The sequence below is a fragment of the Streptomyces sp. NPDC057307 genome (assembly GCF_042667665.1).
GTDB lineage: Bacteria > Actinomycetota > Actinomycetes > Streptomycetales > Streptomycetaceae > Streptomyces.
The window spans coordinates 14861-28902 of the sequence record NZ_JBHUZM010000102.1; the positions used below are offsets into that span (position 1 = coordinate 14861).

Annotated in this window: 11 protein-coding genes; 7 read left to right on the forward strand and 4 right to left on the reverse strand. The window is 71.2% G+C overall.

What is annotated here, in order from left to right; all coding sequences use genetic code 11:
• Positions 1–88: 88 nt before the first annotated feature.
• From ACFUN8_RS27460 to ACFUN8_RS27490, 7 genes are all read left to right on the forward strand, one after another.
• Entirely contained in the window at positions 89–805 is a 717-nt protein-coding gene (locus ACFUN8_RS27460; RefSeq protein WP_383642940.1) for a hypothetical protein, read from the forward strand.
• On the forward strand, positions 802–1212 hold the full coding sequence (locus tag ACFUN8_RS27465; RefSeq protein WP_383642944.1) for a GntR family transcriptional regulator: 411 nt from the start codon (positions 802–804) through the stop codon (positions 1210–1212). Before ACFUN8_RS27460 ends, ACFUN8_RS27465 begins: the two co-directional genes overlap by 4 nt.
• Positions 1213–1241: 29 nt before the next feature.
• Positions 1242–1706, forward strand: coding sequence for a MerR family transcriptional regulator (locus ACFUN8_RS27470; RefSeq protein ID WP_383642970.1), 465 nt, complete (start codon positions 1242–1244; stop codon positions 1704–1706).
• Positions 1703–2035: a thioredoxin gene (gene trxA / locus ACFUN8_RS27475; RefSeq protein ID WP_383642947.1), complete on the forward strand. Its 333-nt coding sequence runs from the start codon at positions 1703–1705 to the stop codon at positions 2033–2035. The genes ACFUN8_RS27470 and trxA overlap by 4 nt, the downstream gene beginning before the upstream one ends.
• 162 nt (positions 2036–2197) lie before the next feature.
• A complete protein-coding gene (locus ACFUN8_RS27480; protein ID WP_383642950.1) occupies positions 2198–4504 on the forward strand; it encodes a HelD family protein in 2307 nt (768 codons plus the stop codon).
• Between the two features lie 48 nt (positions 4505–4552).
• Complete coding sequence (locus ACFUN8_RS27485; protein ID WP_383642953.1) at positions 4553–4714, forward strand: hypothetical protein; 162 nt, start codon at positions 4553–4555, stop codon at positions 4712–4714.
• Positions 4715–4810: 96 nt separating this feature from the next.
• Positions 4811–5464, forward strand: coding sequence for an SDR family NAD(P)-dependent oxidoreductase (locus tag ACFUN8_RS27490; RefSeq protein ID WP_383642956.1), 654 nt, complete (start codon positions 4811–4813; stop codon positions 5462–5464).
• A gap of 97 nt (positions 5465–5561) precedes the next feature.
• Here ACFUN8_RS27490 and glgB read toward each other — a convergent pair whose 3' ends face one another.
• The 4 genes from glgB to ACFUN8_RS27510 form a co-directional block, all read right to left on the reverse strand.
• Positions 5562–7748, reverse strand: a complete 2187-nt coding sequence (glgB, locus tag ACFUN8_RS27495) for a 1,4-alpha-glucan branching enzyme (protein WP_383642973.1) — start codon at positions 7746–7748, stop codon at positions 5562–5564.
• Positions 7749–8238: 490 nt separating this feature from the next.
• Positions 8239–9711 (reverse strand): maltokinase, encoded by a 1473-nt coding sequence (locus tag ACFUN8_RS27500; protein WP_383642959.1) that lies wholly within the window; start codon positions 9709–9711, stop codon positions 8239–8241.
• A 249-nt stretch (positions 9712–9960) separates the two neighbouring features.
• Entirely contained in the window at positions 9961–11685 is a 1725-nt protein-coding gene (treS, locus tag ACFUN8_RS27505; protein WP_354607792.1) for a maltose alpha-D-glucosyltransferase, read from the reverse strand.
• The gene (locus ACFUN8_RS27510) at positions 11682–13676 is read right to left on the reverse strand and encodes an alpha-1,4-glucan--maltose-1-phosphate maltosyltransferase (RefSeq protein ID WP_383642963.1); all 1995 of its coding nucleotides are present in this window, start codon (positions 13674–13676) and stop codon (positions 11682–11684) included. The genes treS and ACFUN8_RS27510 overlap by 4 nt, the downstream gene beginning before the upstream one ends.
• Positions 13677–14042 lie beyond the last annotated feature (366 nt).

Below are 14042 nucleotides of genomic sequence, written 5' to 3' on the forward strand. Positions count from 1 at the left end.
TCAGAGCGCCGATACACTTGACGACGCCTCGGGGAGGGGTGCCCGTATGTCCGATTCGTTTGTGCCGGTGAGGAGTTGGCGGGTCTGGGTGGACGCTCCTCTTCGCTGGGCCGGTCCTCTCGTCGGGCTCGGGATCAGTCGGGTCGTCACCTTCAGCGCCGACTCCGACGTCGATCTCCTCTACGCCATCCCCGTCTTCGGGCTCTGCTCCGTCGCCGGTGTGCTCCTCGCGGATCTCGTCGTCCATCCCCGGCGGCGTGGTGTGCGGGAGGCGGTGGTGGTGCGGCGGCGGGTGCGGGATCAGATACCCCGTGCGCTCGCCGTGTCCCTCGGCGTGCAGGCCGTGCTGCTGGTGGTGCTGCTGGGCGTCGCCGTCGGTACCGCGTCCGCGGACGGGGCGGGGCGCGCGGGCAGGGCGCTGGTCGAGCGGTGTCAGGGGGACACCTACGTCGTCGGTCCCTGGCCGGGGCCGTACTACGCGTGGCCGGTTCTCGGTGGGCTCGTCGTCGGCAGCGTCGTCTGTGCGCTGACCCTGCGGCGCGTCACCGCGCGGGCCGGGGACGGCGACCGGCGGAGGGTCCGGGCGCGGGTGACCGTCGGGGCGTGGGGCGTGTTGGTGGCCGCGCCGCTCTTCGCCGTATCTTCGACCATGGCCGTGGCCGTGTTCAGCCTCCCCTGCGGCGGGCGGGCCGGGGACCTGGGCGCGGTGGGCCTGGCGGGCGTCGCGTTCGTCTCGGCCATGACGGCCGGCTGGTGCCTGGTCGCCCTGCTCGTGCCGCGCGTTCATATCGAGGAGCGACCATGACCACCGGCGGGCTCACCATCCGGGTGGATTCCCGCGCGCCCGTCCCGCCGTTCGAGCAGATCAGGGCGCAGCTCGCGGATCTGATCTCGGTGGGGCGCCTGCGCGAGGGCGACCGGCTGCCCCCCGTACGGCAGCTCGCCTCCGACCTCGGACTCGCCAACAACACCGTCGTCCGGGCCTACCGCGAGCTGGAGACGGCGGGCCTCGTGCACAGCAGGCGCGGGTCCGGTACGCGCGTGGCCGCGAGCGCGGCGGGCGCGGCCGGCGACGAGGCGAGGGCCACCCTCGCCGAGCACGCCCATGACTTCGCGCGCGCCGCGCGGCTGCTCGACGCGACCGACGAGGACGCGCTGGCCGCGATCCGGCACGCGCTCGCGACGGCGGAGGCGCCCCGGCCGTTGCCTTGACGCCGACGTCAAGGATTACCGTCGTGGACATGCGCATCGGCGAGCTGGCGGAGCGGGCGGGGACGAGTACCCGCACTCTGCGTTACTACGAGTCCCGCGGGCTGCTGCCCGCCCGGCGTGCGGGGAACGGCTACCGCACCTACGACGAGGACGATCTGCGGCTGATCCAGCAGATCCGGACCCTGCAGGACTTCGGGTTCGATCTGGAGGAGACGCGGCCGTTCGTCGAGTGTCTGCGGGCCGGGCATCCGGCCGGGGACTCCTGCCCCGCCTCGCTCGACGTGTACCGGGGCAAGCTCGCCGAGCTGGACGAGCTGATCGGGCGGCTCGGTTCGATACGGGCCCAGGTCGGCGAGCAGCTCGCGCAGGCCGAGGCTGCCCAGGCCGTCGAGCGGCCCCGGTCGCCGTCGCCCGGGCCGTCGCCCGAGCCGCCGATGCCCGAGCCGTTGTGCGAGCTGACCATGTACCCGCTCCGAGAGGGAGAAGACAGATGATCCAGGCAGAAGGCGTCGCCGCCGTCACGGACGCGAGCTTCGACGACGAAGTACTGAAGGCCGACCTTCCCGTGCTGGTGGAGTTCACCGCCGACTGGTGCCCGCCCTGCCGCCAGCTCGCACCGGTGCTCAGCGCCGTGGCCGCGGAGGAGGCGGCGCGGCTCAAGGTCGTACAGCTGGATGTGGACACGAACCCGGAGACGATGAACCGGTACGGCATCCTCGCGATGCCGACCCTGCTGGTGTTCCGCGCCGGCGAGCCGGTGAAGTCGATGGTCGGGGCCCGGCCCAAGCGCCGGCTGCTCCAGGAACTGGAAGACGTCATCTGACGCCTCGTCCGACACCCGCCACCGCGGCCCCGCGCACAAAAATACCCCGGCACCGAATTGACGGCCGGGGTATTGCTCTGCGTATATTGGGTGTTTCGACTTTCCTGCTTTTCGAAAGCCGAAATCAACTCACAAGGCAAAGCGTATCGGACAGGGGCTGAATTGTCAACCGAGGAATTGCAGAGCGAACAGCAATTCGTCTCGCTCCTCCATGAGCGTCTCGACGCGCTCAGGGAGCAGGCCGAAGCCGCCGTGCGCACGTCGATCGGGCAGGTCAGCACCGGTCGGCAGGCCATGGTGGAGCGGGACATCCGGGTCGCCGAGCACTCCGGCACCGTCACCACGCTGAATGCCGTGGAGACCGGGCTCTGTTTCGGCCGTATCGATCTCACCGACGGCGTCACCCACCACATCGGCCGAATCGGAATGCGGCAGGACGACGTGGAACGCACCCCGCTGCTCATCGACTGGCGTGCTCCCGTGGCCCGTCCTTTCTATCTCGCCACCGGCTATTCCACGATGGGTCTGCGCCGCCGCCGGCACATCACCACCGAGGGCCGGCGCGTCACCGCGCTCCACGACGAGATCATGGATCTCACCGACACCACCCGCACCGGGTACGAGGACCCCGACGGCGACGCCGTGCTGCTCGCCGCCCTCGACTCGGCCCGCACCGGGCGGATGACCGACATCGTGCGGACCATCCAGGCCGAGCAGGACCGCATCATCCGCGCGCCGCACCGCGGGGTGCTCGTCGTGGAGGGCGGGCCGGGCACCGGCAAGACCGCCGTCGCGCTGCACCGCGCCGCGTATCTGCTGTACGCGCACCGCGAGCAGCTGGCCCGGCGGGCCGTGCTGATCGTCGGGCCCAACCCGGCCTTCCTCGGCTACATCGGGGAGGTGCTGCCCTCACTCGGCGAGACCGGTGTGCTGCTGGCGACGGTCGGTGAGCTCTTCCCCGGCGTACACGCGACGGCCACCGACACCCCGGCCGCCGCGGCCGTCAAGGGGCGCGCCGAGATGGCGGGCGTGCTGGCCGCCGCGCTGCGCGACCGCCAGCAAGTCCCCGATCCGCACTTCGAGATCGAGCACGACGACGGAACGCTGTACCTGGACCGGGCGATGGCCGAGGACGCGCGCGCCCGCGCCCGTAACGTCGACCTCCCGCACAATCTCGCCCGGCCGCACTTCGCGTTCTCCGTGATCGACTCCCTCACCGAACAGCTCACCGAGCGCCTCGGCGCCGACCCGTACGGTGGCCCGAACCTCCTCGACGCCACCGACATCGCCCAGCTCGGCAAGGCGATCGCCACCAGCCCGGCGGTGCAGTCCGCGATCGACGAGCTGTGGCCCACCCTCACCCCCCAGGACCTCGTCGCCGACTACCTCGCTGAGCCCAGCCATCTGCCCGACGGCGACGGAGAGTTGATCCGCCGTCAGGTCAGCGGCGCCGACGACTGGACCGCCGCCGACGTCCCCCTCCTCGACGAGGCCGCGGAACTGCTGGGCGAGGACGACGCCGCCGCGCGCGCCGCCGCGGAGACCGAGCGGCGCGAGCGGATCGAATACGCGCAGGGCGTGCTGGAGCTGAGCTACGGCTCCCGCACCTACGAGTTCGAGGACAAGGAGGAGGACGAGTCCGAGGTCTTGCTCGCACATGACCTCATCGACGCCGAACGCCTCGCCGAGCGGCAGGAGGAGGCCGACACCCGCAGCGCCGCCGAGCGCGCCGCAGCCGACCGCACCTGGGCGTTCGGCCACATCGTGGTGGACGAGGCGCAGGAACTGTCCGCGATGGCCTGGCGGTTGCTGATGCGCCGCTGCCCGGCCCGCTCCATGACGCTGGTCGGCGACCCGGCGCAGACCGGGGACGTGGCCGGCTGCGACTCCTGGCGGCAGATCCTGCGGCCGTACGTCGGTGAGCGCTGGGAGCATGTACGGCTCGGCGTCAACTACCGTACGCCCGCCGAGATCATGGCCGTCGCCGCCGAGGTCAGGCGGCTGGAGGATCCGGCGTTCGAACCGCCGAGTTCGGTCCGCTCGACGGGAGTCGGCCCGTGGGTACGGGAGGTGAAGCCGGACGACCTCGTCGGTACGGCCGCCGAGAGCGCCGTCGAGCACGCGGCCTCGCACGCGGCGGAACACGGCGCCGACGGACGTCTCGCGGTGATCGCCCCCGCCGCGCTGCTGCCCGCGCTCGCCGCCGAACTCCCCGACGCCTCCTGGGGAGTGGCCCCCGACCTCACCCGGCCGGTCGTCCTGCTCGACCCCCGGCAGGCGAAGGGCCTGGAGTTCGACACGGTGATCGTCGTCGACCCGGAGGCCGTCCTGGACGGCTCGCCGCGCGGCACCAACGACCTGTACGTGGCGCTGACCCGGGCGACGCAGCGACTCGGCATCGTACGGAATGTCTCCGTCCCGCCCCGGCTCGCGTACGAGAGCGCCACCGAGGGGCGCCCGGGGTCGTGAACCCCGCCCCCGGCGGGGCACGGTCGTCATGTCCACAACGGGGGAGACATGCGCCGTACGAGAAGCCGGGGGAAGCGCGGACGCGGGGTCCCCGCCACGGTGGCGGGGGCGCTCGCCGTGGCGGCGACGGTCGTCGCGCTTCTGCTGTCCGGGCAGCACGGGGCGGGGTGTGAGACGTCGCCGGGCGTCCGGCTGAGCGCGGGTTGCTGAGGAGGGTGGCCGGCGGCCGGGGCTTGACCTTCACACTGGTGTGAACCTTTACCGTTTCGCTTGTCCGGCAGTGGGAGCGAAGCAAGGGGAGCAGCGGTGTCCGGAGCGGTGATCATCGGAGTGGGGCCCGGGGTAGGCCGGGCGGTTTCCCGGAGGTTCGCCCGCGAGGGGCTGCCCGTCGCGCTGATCGCGCGGCGCGAGGAGACCCTGCGGGCGGCGGCCGACGCGGTCGCGGACACCGGGGTACGCGTGGTGACACAGGCGGCCGACAGCACGGACGAGACCGCCCTGCGCGCGGCGCTCGACAAGGCGGCCGGTGAACTCGGCCCGCCGGACGTCGTCGTCTACAACGCGGCGCTCGTCCGCGCGGACTCGGTGGGGGAACTCTCCCTCCGCGAACAGTTCGACGCCTGGGCGGTCAACGTCGGCGGCGCGCTCACCGCCGCCGCCCACGTCGCGCCCGGGATGGCGCGGCGGGGCGGCGGCACGTTCCTGATCACCGGGGGCATGCCCGAGCCGAAGCCGCAGTACGTGAGCCTGTCGCTGGGCAAGGCGGGCGTACGGACCCTGGTCACCCTGCTCGACCAGACCTACGGCGCCGCCGGCGTCCACGTCGCGAGCGTCACCGTCCACGGCCCCGTCGCGCCCGGGACGGACTTCGACCCGGACGACATCGCCGCGCACTACTGGCGGCTGCACACCCAGCCACGGGCCGACTGGGAGCACGAGACCCACCACACGGGCGGCTAGGGCGCGTTCCGGGGCCCGATCCACGAAGATCCGCAGGACTGGCTCCGGCCACCCGACGGGGCCCGGTCAAGTCTCCGGCCGTTCAGGGCGCGTGTGCTCACACCGGCTTCAGCCACAGCGTCGCCAGCGGCGGCAGCGTCAGTTGGATGCTGGCCGGGCGGCCGTGCGCCGGGGTCGCCTCCGGCTTGAGGGTGTCCAGGTTGAACACGTCCCCGCCGCCGTAGCGCCCCGCGTCCGTGTTGAGGACCTCCGTCCAGCCCGAGACGCCCTCCGGCACCCCGATGCGGTACTGATGCCGCACCACCGGCGAGAAGTTGGAGACGGCGAGCAGCGGCGCGCCCTCCGCGTCGAAGCGCAGGAACGCGAACACGTTGTCCTCCCCGGCGTCCCCCTCCACCCAGGCGAAACCCCCGGGGTCGGTGTCGCGCTGCCAGAGCGCCGGGGTCCGGCCGTAGACCACGTTCAGGTCGCGCACCAGGTCCCGTACGCCGCGGTGGTCGGCCTCCGCCTCGTACGACGGGTCCAGCAGCCACCAGTCCGGGCCGTGGCCCTCCGACCACTCCGCGCCCTGGGCGAACTCCTGCCCCATGAAGAGGAGTTGCTTGCCCGGGTGCGCCCACATGTAGCCCAGATACGCCCGGTGGTTGGCCCGCTGCTGCCACCAGTCGCCGGGCATCTTGGAGACCAACGACCGCTTGCCGTGCACGACTTCGTCGTGCGAGATCGGCAGGACGTAGTTCTCGCTGTACGCGTACACCATCGAGAACGTCATCTCGCCGTGGTGGTACTTGCGGTGCACCGGCTCCTTGGAGACGTAGTCCAGGGAGTCGTGCATCCAGCCCATGTTCCACTTCAGACCGAAGCCGAGACCGCCGAAGCCGCCCGGCCCGATGTGGTGCGTGGCACGGGTGACGCCGTCCCAGGCCGTGGACTCCTCGGCGATCGTGACGACACCGGGGCAGCGGCGGTAGACGGTCGCGTTCATCTCCTGCAGGAAGGCGACGGCGTCCAGATTCTCCCGGCCGCCGTGCTCGTTCGGCGTCCACTCGCCGGCTTCGCGCGAGTAGTCGAGGTAGAGCATCGACGCGACGGCGTCGACCCGCAGACCGTCGATATGGAACTCCTCGCACCAGTAAGTGGCGTTGGCGACAAGGAAGTTGCGCACCTCGGTACGGCCGAAGTCGAACTCCAACGTCCCCCAGTCGGGATGCTCCGCGCGCTGCGGGTCGGCGTGCTCGTACAGCGGCCTGCCGTCGAACTGGGCCAGCGCCCACTCGTCCTTCGGGAAGTGCGCCGGCACCCAGTCCACGATCACGCCGATGCCCGCGCGGTGCAGTGTGTCCACCAGGAAGCGGAAGTCGTCGGGCGTGCCCATCCGGGAGGTCGGGGCGTAGAAGCCGGTGACCTGGTAGCCCCAGGAACCGCCGAACGGATGCTCGGCGACCGGCATCAGCTCGACATGCGTGAAGCCGAGGTCCTTGACGTACGCCGGGAGCTGCACGGCGAGTTGACGGTACGTCAGGCCCGGTCGCCAGGAGGCGAGATGCACCTCGTAGATGGAGAGCGGCGCCTCGTGCACCGGCAGATCGCCGCGGCGCGCCATCCACTCCTCGTCGTGCCACACGTGGTGCGCCTCGGTGACGATCGACGCGGTCGACGGCGGCACCTCGGTGCGGCGGGCCATCGGGTCGGCGCGCAGCGTGTGCGACCCGTCGGGCCGGGTGATGTCGAACTTGTAGAGCGCGCCCTCGCCGACACCGGGCACGAACAGCTCCCACACGCCGGTCGAGCCGAGCGAGCGCATCGGGTAGACGGTGCCGTCCCAGTAGTTGAAGTCGCCCGTCACCCGCACGCCCTGCGCGTTCGGCGCCCAGACGGTGAAGCGGGTGCCGGTGACGCCCTGGTGGACCATCGGGTGGGCGCCGAGCGCCTGCCACAGCTCCTCGTGCCTGCCCTCGCCGATGAGATGCAGATCGAGATCGCCGAGCGTGGGCAGGAAGCGGTACGGGTCCTGCACCTCCAGCTCGTCGACCTCGTCGGCGGTGCCTCCGCTCTCCTCCGCCGTGGCCCCGTAACGCACCAGCAGCGAGTAGTCGGGGACCTTGCGCCACGGCAGTACGCCGGAGAAGAACCCGTCCCCGTCGTCGTGCAGTTGGGCCCGCAGCCCCTTGGCGACGACCGTGACGGCCTTCGCGTACGGCCGCAGCGCGCGGTAGACGACGCCGCCCTTGCCGGGGTGGGCACCGAGCACGCCGTGCGGGTCGTGGTGCGAGCCGTGGAGCAGCCGGTGCCGGTCGGAGTCGGCGAGCGGCGGCGCGGGGCGTAGGACATGGCCGCCGGCCCCCGGAGCGACCGGCTTCGGGGCGACGGGCTCCGCCTCGGGCGCCCGTGGCGCGGGTGTCTGCGGCGCGGGGGTCCCCGGCGCGACGGCGCCCGGCTCCGGCGGCTTCGGAGCCTTCGCGGCCTTCTCCGCCTTGCCGGCCTTCCCGGTCCTGACGGCCTTCTCGCTCCTCGCGGCCTTCTCGGACTTCCCCGATTCCTTCCTCTCCTCCTTCCCCTCCTTCGCGACGGGCGCCGCGCCCTTCGCCGGGGGCTCGTCCCGCTTGCGGCGTGCGTCGGCGGGGAGCTGGGGCTGCGGCTCTGACGGATTCTCGGACGGCGGGCGGGCGGTCACGGGGGCTGCCTCCTCGGCGGGATGACGGGGGTCTCGGGGGCCGGTGGGCCGGCGTGCCCGGTGGGTGGGCCCACCGGGCTTCGGTAGCGGGCGGTCGGTGTCAGGGAAGGCCGCCGGCCAGACGCTGGATCGCCGCCATCGGGACGGGGAGCCAGTCGGGACGGTTCCTGGCTTCGTACAGCACCTCGTACACCGCCTTGTCCGTCTCGTATGCCCGCAGCAGCGCCGGGTCCTCGCGCGGATCGGTGCCCGTTCCCTCGGCGTAACCGTCGCAGTACGCCGACCGGCAGCGCTCCGCCCAGTCGGGGCTCCAGGGCTCGTGGAAGCGGGCCGCGTAGTCGAACGAGCGGAGCATGCCCGCCACGTCGCGCACCGCGGGCTGCGGGCGGCGGCGTTCGGTGAGGGGTCTGGCCGGTTCGCCCTCGAAGTCGATCAGCGACCACTCGCCGTCCGGTGTCCGCAGCGTCTGGCCGAGATGCAGATCGCCGTGCACCCGCTGCGCCCGCGTGACGAGGCCGACGGGGCCGCCCCCGGAGCCCGCGCCGCCGCTCCCGGACCGGGCGAGCGCGTCGAAGGCCGTGCGCAGTCCGGCGACGTACGGCAGCAGCGCGGGCACCGCCTGCGCGGTGGCGTCCAGCCGCCCCGACATGGCCTCGGCCAGCTGGGCGGTCTGCCGAGGCCCCAGGGACACGGTCGGCAGCGCGGCGGCCAGCGCGAGGTGCACCTCGGCGGTGGCCCGCCCCAGCGCACGCGCCTCGTCGGTGAAGGCGCCGCCGTCGGCCAGCGTGCGCAGCGCGAGCTGCCAGCCGTCCTCGGAGTCCTGGAGGTACGGCTGGAGCACCCCGAGCGTCAGCGGCTCCCGCCCGGCGCCGTCGCCCACGGCCTCGAACCAGGCGACCGGTGACGGCACCCGCCGGCAGCCCTGGCCCGCGAGGGCGAGCGGCAGCTCCAGATCGGGGTTGGCGCCGGGGAAGACCCGGCGCAGGATCTTGAGGATGTACTCCTCGCCGTACACGACGGAGGAGTTCGACTGCTCGGCGCCGAGCAGGCGCGGCGTGAGCCCCGCCGGGATCTCGACGGCGCGGTCGAAGCGCAGCGGCCCGAGCGCGCCGGGGGAGCGCAGGTGCTCCAGCAGCAGGTCGGCGAGGCGCGGGTCGTGCAGTGCCTCGTAGACGACCCGGCCGGCCAGCGGCCCCGTGTCGACGATGCCGATGCGCGCGGCGGTGAGCTGGGGCGGCAGGGTGGGCCGTACGCCGAGCAGCAGCTGGTAGCAGTCGTCGGTGGGGGGGACGGGGACGGGCGGCGCGTCCAGGTCGGGGGTGGCGCGCTGTTCGACCCGCACCAGCAGATGGAGCAGACCGGGCCCGGGACCCGAGGCGGTGGGCGGCATCAGCTCGGTCGCGGCGACCGCGGCGAAGCCCGTGATGGGGCGGCCCTTGCCGGCGAACCAGCGCTGTCGCGGCAGCCACTCGTGGAGCAGTGGCGCCAGTGAGTCGACCACTCTCTCGGCCGCGGCGGGCGAGAGCGCCGCACCGGGGCGTGGTGAGCTCCGGGTGGATGCAGCCTTCGACATGGCATCGCGTCCTTTCCCCGGGCACACCACAGGATGCGCAGAGTGTCCCGGATTGCGGCAACGGAGTCCGGCTGTGCGGGACGTGTCGGGTGAGGATGGCCCGTACGGACCGTTGGGGCGTGCCCTGGTCCGTACGGCGTGGGAAGCCCGTTCGTACGGACCACTCGATGTCGTGGATGGTGCCCCGTGCGGGGCGGCGGTAACCGACCGCCCCGCAGTTGTTCGTCGTCAGGCCGGTTGTTCGGCGTTTCAGACGGGCGTGGGGTCCTGCCGGAGGCGGAACCAGTAGAAGCCGTGGCCCGCCAGTGTCAGCAGATAGGGCCAGTCGCCGATCGCCGGGAAGCGCACCCCGCCGATCAGCTCCACCGGGTGGCGCCCGCTGAAGGCCCGCAGATCCAGCTCCGTGGGCTGTGCGAAGCGTGAGAAGTTGTGCACGCAGAGCACCAGGTCGTCGCCGTTGCCGTCCTGCGACGGCGCCTCCCGCAGGAACGCGAGCACGGCCGGGTTCGTCGACGGCAGTTCCGTGTACGAGCCGAGCCCGAAGGCCGGGTTCTGCTTACGGATCTCGATCATGCGCCGTGTCCAGTGCAGCAGCGACGACGGCGACGCCATCGCGGCCTCGACGTTGGTGACCTGGTAGCCGTAGACCGGGTCCATGATCGTCGGGAGGTAGAGCCGGCCGGGGTCGCAGGACGAGAAGCCCGCGTTCCGGTCCGGGGTCCACTGCATCGGGGTCCGTACGGCGTCGCGGTCGCCGAGCCAGATGTTGTCGCCCATCCCGATCTCGTCCCCGTAGTAGAGGATCGGGGAGCCGGGCAGCGACAGCAGCAGAGCGGTGAACAGCTCGATCTGGTTGCGGTCGTTGTCCAGCAGTGAGGCGAGACGGCGCCGGATGCCGATGTTGGCGCGCATCCGCGGGTCCTTGGCGTACTCCGCGTACATGTAGTCGCGCTCTTCGTCCGTGACCATTTCGAGCGTCAGCTCGTCGTGGTTGCGCAGGAAGATGCCCCACTGGCAGCCGGTCGGGATCGCCGGGGTCTTGGACAGGATCTCCGAGACCGGATAGCGGGACTCGCGCCGTACGGCCATGAAGATCCGCGGCATCACCGGGAAGTGGAACGCCATGTGGCACTCGTCGCCGCCCTTGGCGTAGTCGCCGAAGTAGTCGACGACGTCCTCCGGCCACTGGTTGGCCTCGGCGAGCAGCACGGTGTCCGGGTAGTGCGTGTCGACGATCTCGCGGACCTCGCGCAGCAGGGCGTGGGTGGCCGGCAGATTCTCGCAGTCGGTGCCCTCCTCCTGGTAGAGGTACGGCACGGCGTCGAGGCGGAAGCCGTCGATGCCCAGGTCCAGCCAGAAGCGCAGCGCGGAGATGATCTCGTCGCGGACGGCCGGGTTCTCGTAGTTGAGGTCCGGCTGGTGCGAGAAGAAACGGTGCCAGTAGTACTGCTTGCGGACCGGGTCGAAGGTCCAGTTGGACGACTCGGTGTCGACGAAGATGATCCGCGCTTCCGGGAACTGCTTGTCGTCGTCGGCCCAGACGTAGTAGTCGCCGTACGGCCCGTCGGGGTCCTTGCGCGACTCCTGGAACCAGTTGTGCTGGTCGCTGGTGTGATTCATGACGAAGTCGATGATCACGCGCATGCCGCGTTGGTGGGCGGCGTCGACGAACTCCACGAAGTCGGCGAGGTCGCCGAACTCGGGCAGTACCGCTGTGTAGTCGGAGACGTCGTAACCGCCGTCTCTCAGCGGGGACTTGAAGAACGGCGGCAGCCAGAGACAGTCGACACCGAGCCACTGGAGATAGTCCAGTTTGGCGGTGATGCCTTTGAGGTCTCCGATGCCGTCGCCGTTGCTGTCCTGGAACGAGCGCACCAGGACTTCGTAGAAGACGGCTCGTTTGAACCAGTCGGGGTCACGGTCCTTCGCGGGAGTGTCCTCGAACATGTCGTGGACGGGCTCATTGATGATCATGATGTGGGTGACCCTCCGATCGGCGGGGACGGTCGCAGAACGACGATGTGCGCGGGTGTCACACCCGGCTCCAGGCGCACGTAGTTGGCCCTGCCCCAGTGGTAGATCTCGCCGGTGAGCTCGTCGCGCACCGGGGCGGTCTCGTGCCAGTCGAGGCCGAGCCGCGGCATGTCCAACGAGACCGTTGCCTCCTGGGTGTGGTGCGGATCGAGGTTCACGACGACCAGCACGACGTCGGAGCCCGAGCCCGACCGCTTGCTGTAGGCGATGACGGCGTCGTTGTCGACGTGGTGGAAGTGGATGTCGCGCAGCTGCTGCAGCGCCGGGTGCCGGCGCCTGATCCGGTTGAGCGCGGTGATGAGCGGGGCGATGGTGCGTCCCTCTCGCTCCGCCGATTCCCAGTTCCGGGGGCGCAGCTCGTACTTCTCCGAATGCAGATACTCCTCGCTCCCGGGCTTGACCGGGGCGTTCTCCATGAGTTCATACCCTGCGTAGACGCCCCAGGACGGCACCATCGTCGCGGCGAGTACCGCGCGTACCTCGAATGCCGGACGGCCGCCCTCCTGAAGATAGGCGTGCAGGATGTCGGGCGTGTTGACGAAGAAGTTCGGGCGCATGTACGAGGCGGAATCGCCCGACAGCTCGGTGAGGTAGTCGGTCAGTTCCTGCTTGGTCGTACGCCAGGTGAAGTACGTGTACGACTGCTGGAATCCGATCGCGCCCAGGGTGTGCATCATGGCCGGCCGGGTGAACGCCTCGGCCAGGAAGATCACATCGGGGTCGGTGGTGTTGATGTCCGCGATCACCCGTTCCCAGAAGACCACCGGCTTGGTGTGCGGATTGTCGACGCGGAAGATCCGGACGCCGTGGTCCATCCAGTACCGCAGCACCCGCAGGGTCTCCGCGACCAGGCCGTCCATGTCGCGGTCGAAGGCGATGGGGTAGATGTCCTGGTACTTCTTGGGCGGGTTCTCGGCGTACGCGATCGTGCCGTCCGCGCGGTGGTGGAACCACTCGGGGTGCTCCTTCACCCAGGGGTGGTCGGGCGAGCACTGGAGCGCGAAGTCCAGCGCGATCTCCATGCGCAGCGAGGCCGCCTTCGCCACGAAGGCGTCGAAGTCCTCGATCGTGCCGAGGTCGGGGTGGATCGCGTCGTGGCCGCCGTCCGCCGAGCCGATCGCCCAGGGGACGCCGACGTCGTCCGGGCCGGGGGACAGCGTGTTGTTGGGGCCTTTGCGGTGCGCGGTGCCGATGGGATGGATCGGCGGCAGATAGACGACGTCGAAGCCCATCGCGGCGACGGCCGGCAGCCGCTCGGCTGCTGTCTTGAATGTGCCGCTGACCGGTGGTTCGCCGGGTGTGACGACCGCGCCCTCGGAGCGCGGGAACAGCTCGTACCAGGAGCCGTAGAGCGCCCTCTCGCGCTCCACCAGCAGCTTGACGGGCTTCGACGCCGAGACCAGCTCGCGCAGCGGGTGCCGGGACAGGACGTCGTCGGTCTCCGGGGTGAGGGCGGCGGCGAGCCGGGCGGCGGCCGGGCGGCGCTCGTCGCGCAGGGCGTCCACGGCGGCCAGGACCGCCTCGCGGCCCTCGCGCTTGGGGACGCCGGCCGCGGCCCGCTCGTAGAGCGCGGCGCCCTCGGCCAGGACCAGCTCCGTGTCGATCCCGGCCGGGATCTTGATCTGGGCGGCATGACGCCAGGTGGCGAGCGGATCGCTCCACGCCTCCACCTTGTAGGTCCACCGGCCCTCGGACGTCGGAGTGACGTCGGCGCCCCAGCGGTCGGTGCCGGGGGCCAGCTCACGCATGGGGGTCCAGGGGCCGGGCCGGCCGTCCGGGCCGCGCAGGACGACATTGGCGCCGACCGCGTCGTGGCCCTCACGGAAGACGGTCGCGGTGACCTGGAACGTCTCTCCGCTCACCGCCTTGGCGGGGCGTTTGCCGCAGTTGACGAGAGGGCGTACGTCCAGGACGGGAATGCGACCGATCATGAAATCACCTGAGGGCTGAGCGGGCGTGGCAGGCAGGGCAGGTCGAACGGATCGGGGGATTTTGCCTGACTTTGATCTTATTTGTAGCTGCTCTGACGGTGACTGGCGGGCTGCGGGCATGGCCGCTCCTGTCCGCGTTCACTCTAATAGCGGTGGAATCGGGTGAAACGAGCGTGCTTGCCGTACGTACCGGATGAGCCTTCCCACGATTTTCGGGTGCACAATCCGTCGCTTCGTTAAGACCTGGGCAACTCTGCCGACGTGGCCGGAATCGGCCGTATCGCGGGGGCGGGGGGAGTACGGGAGAACGGAGCGGGAAGACGGGCGCCCCGTTCCCGCGGGCCGCACGGGCGGCTTCCGCGGGAA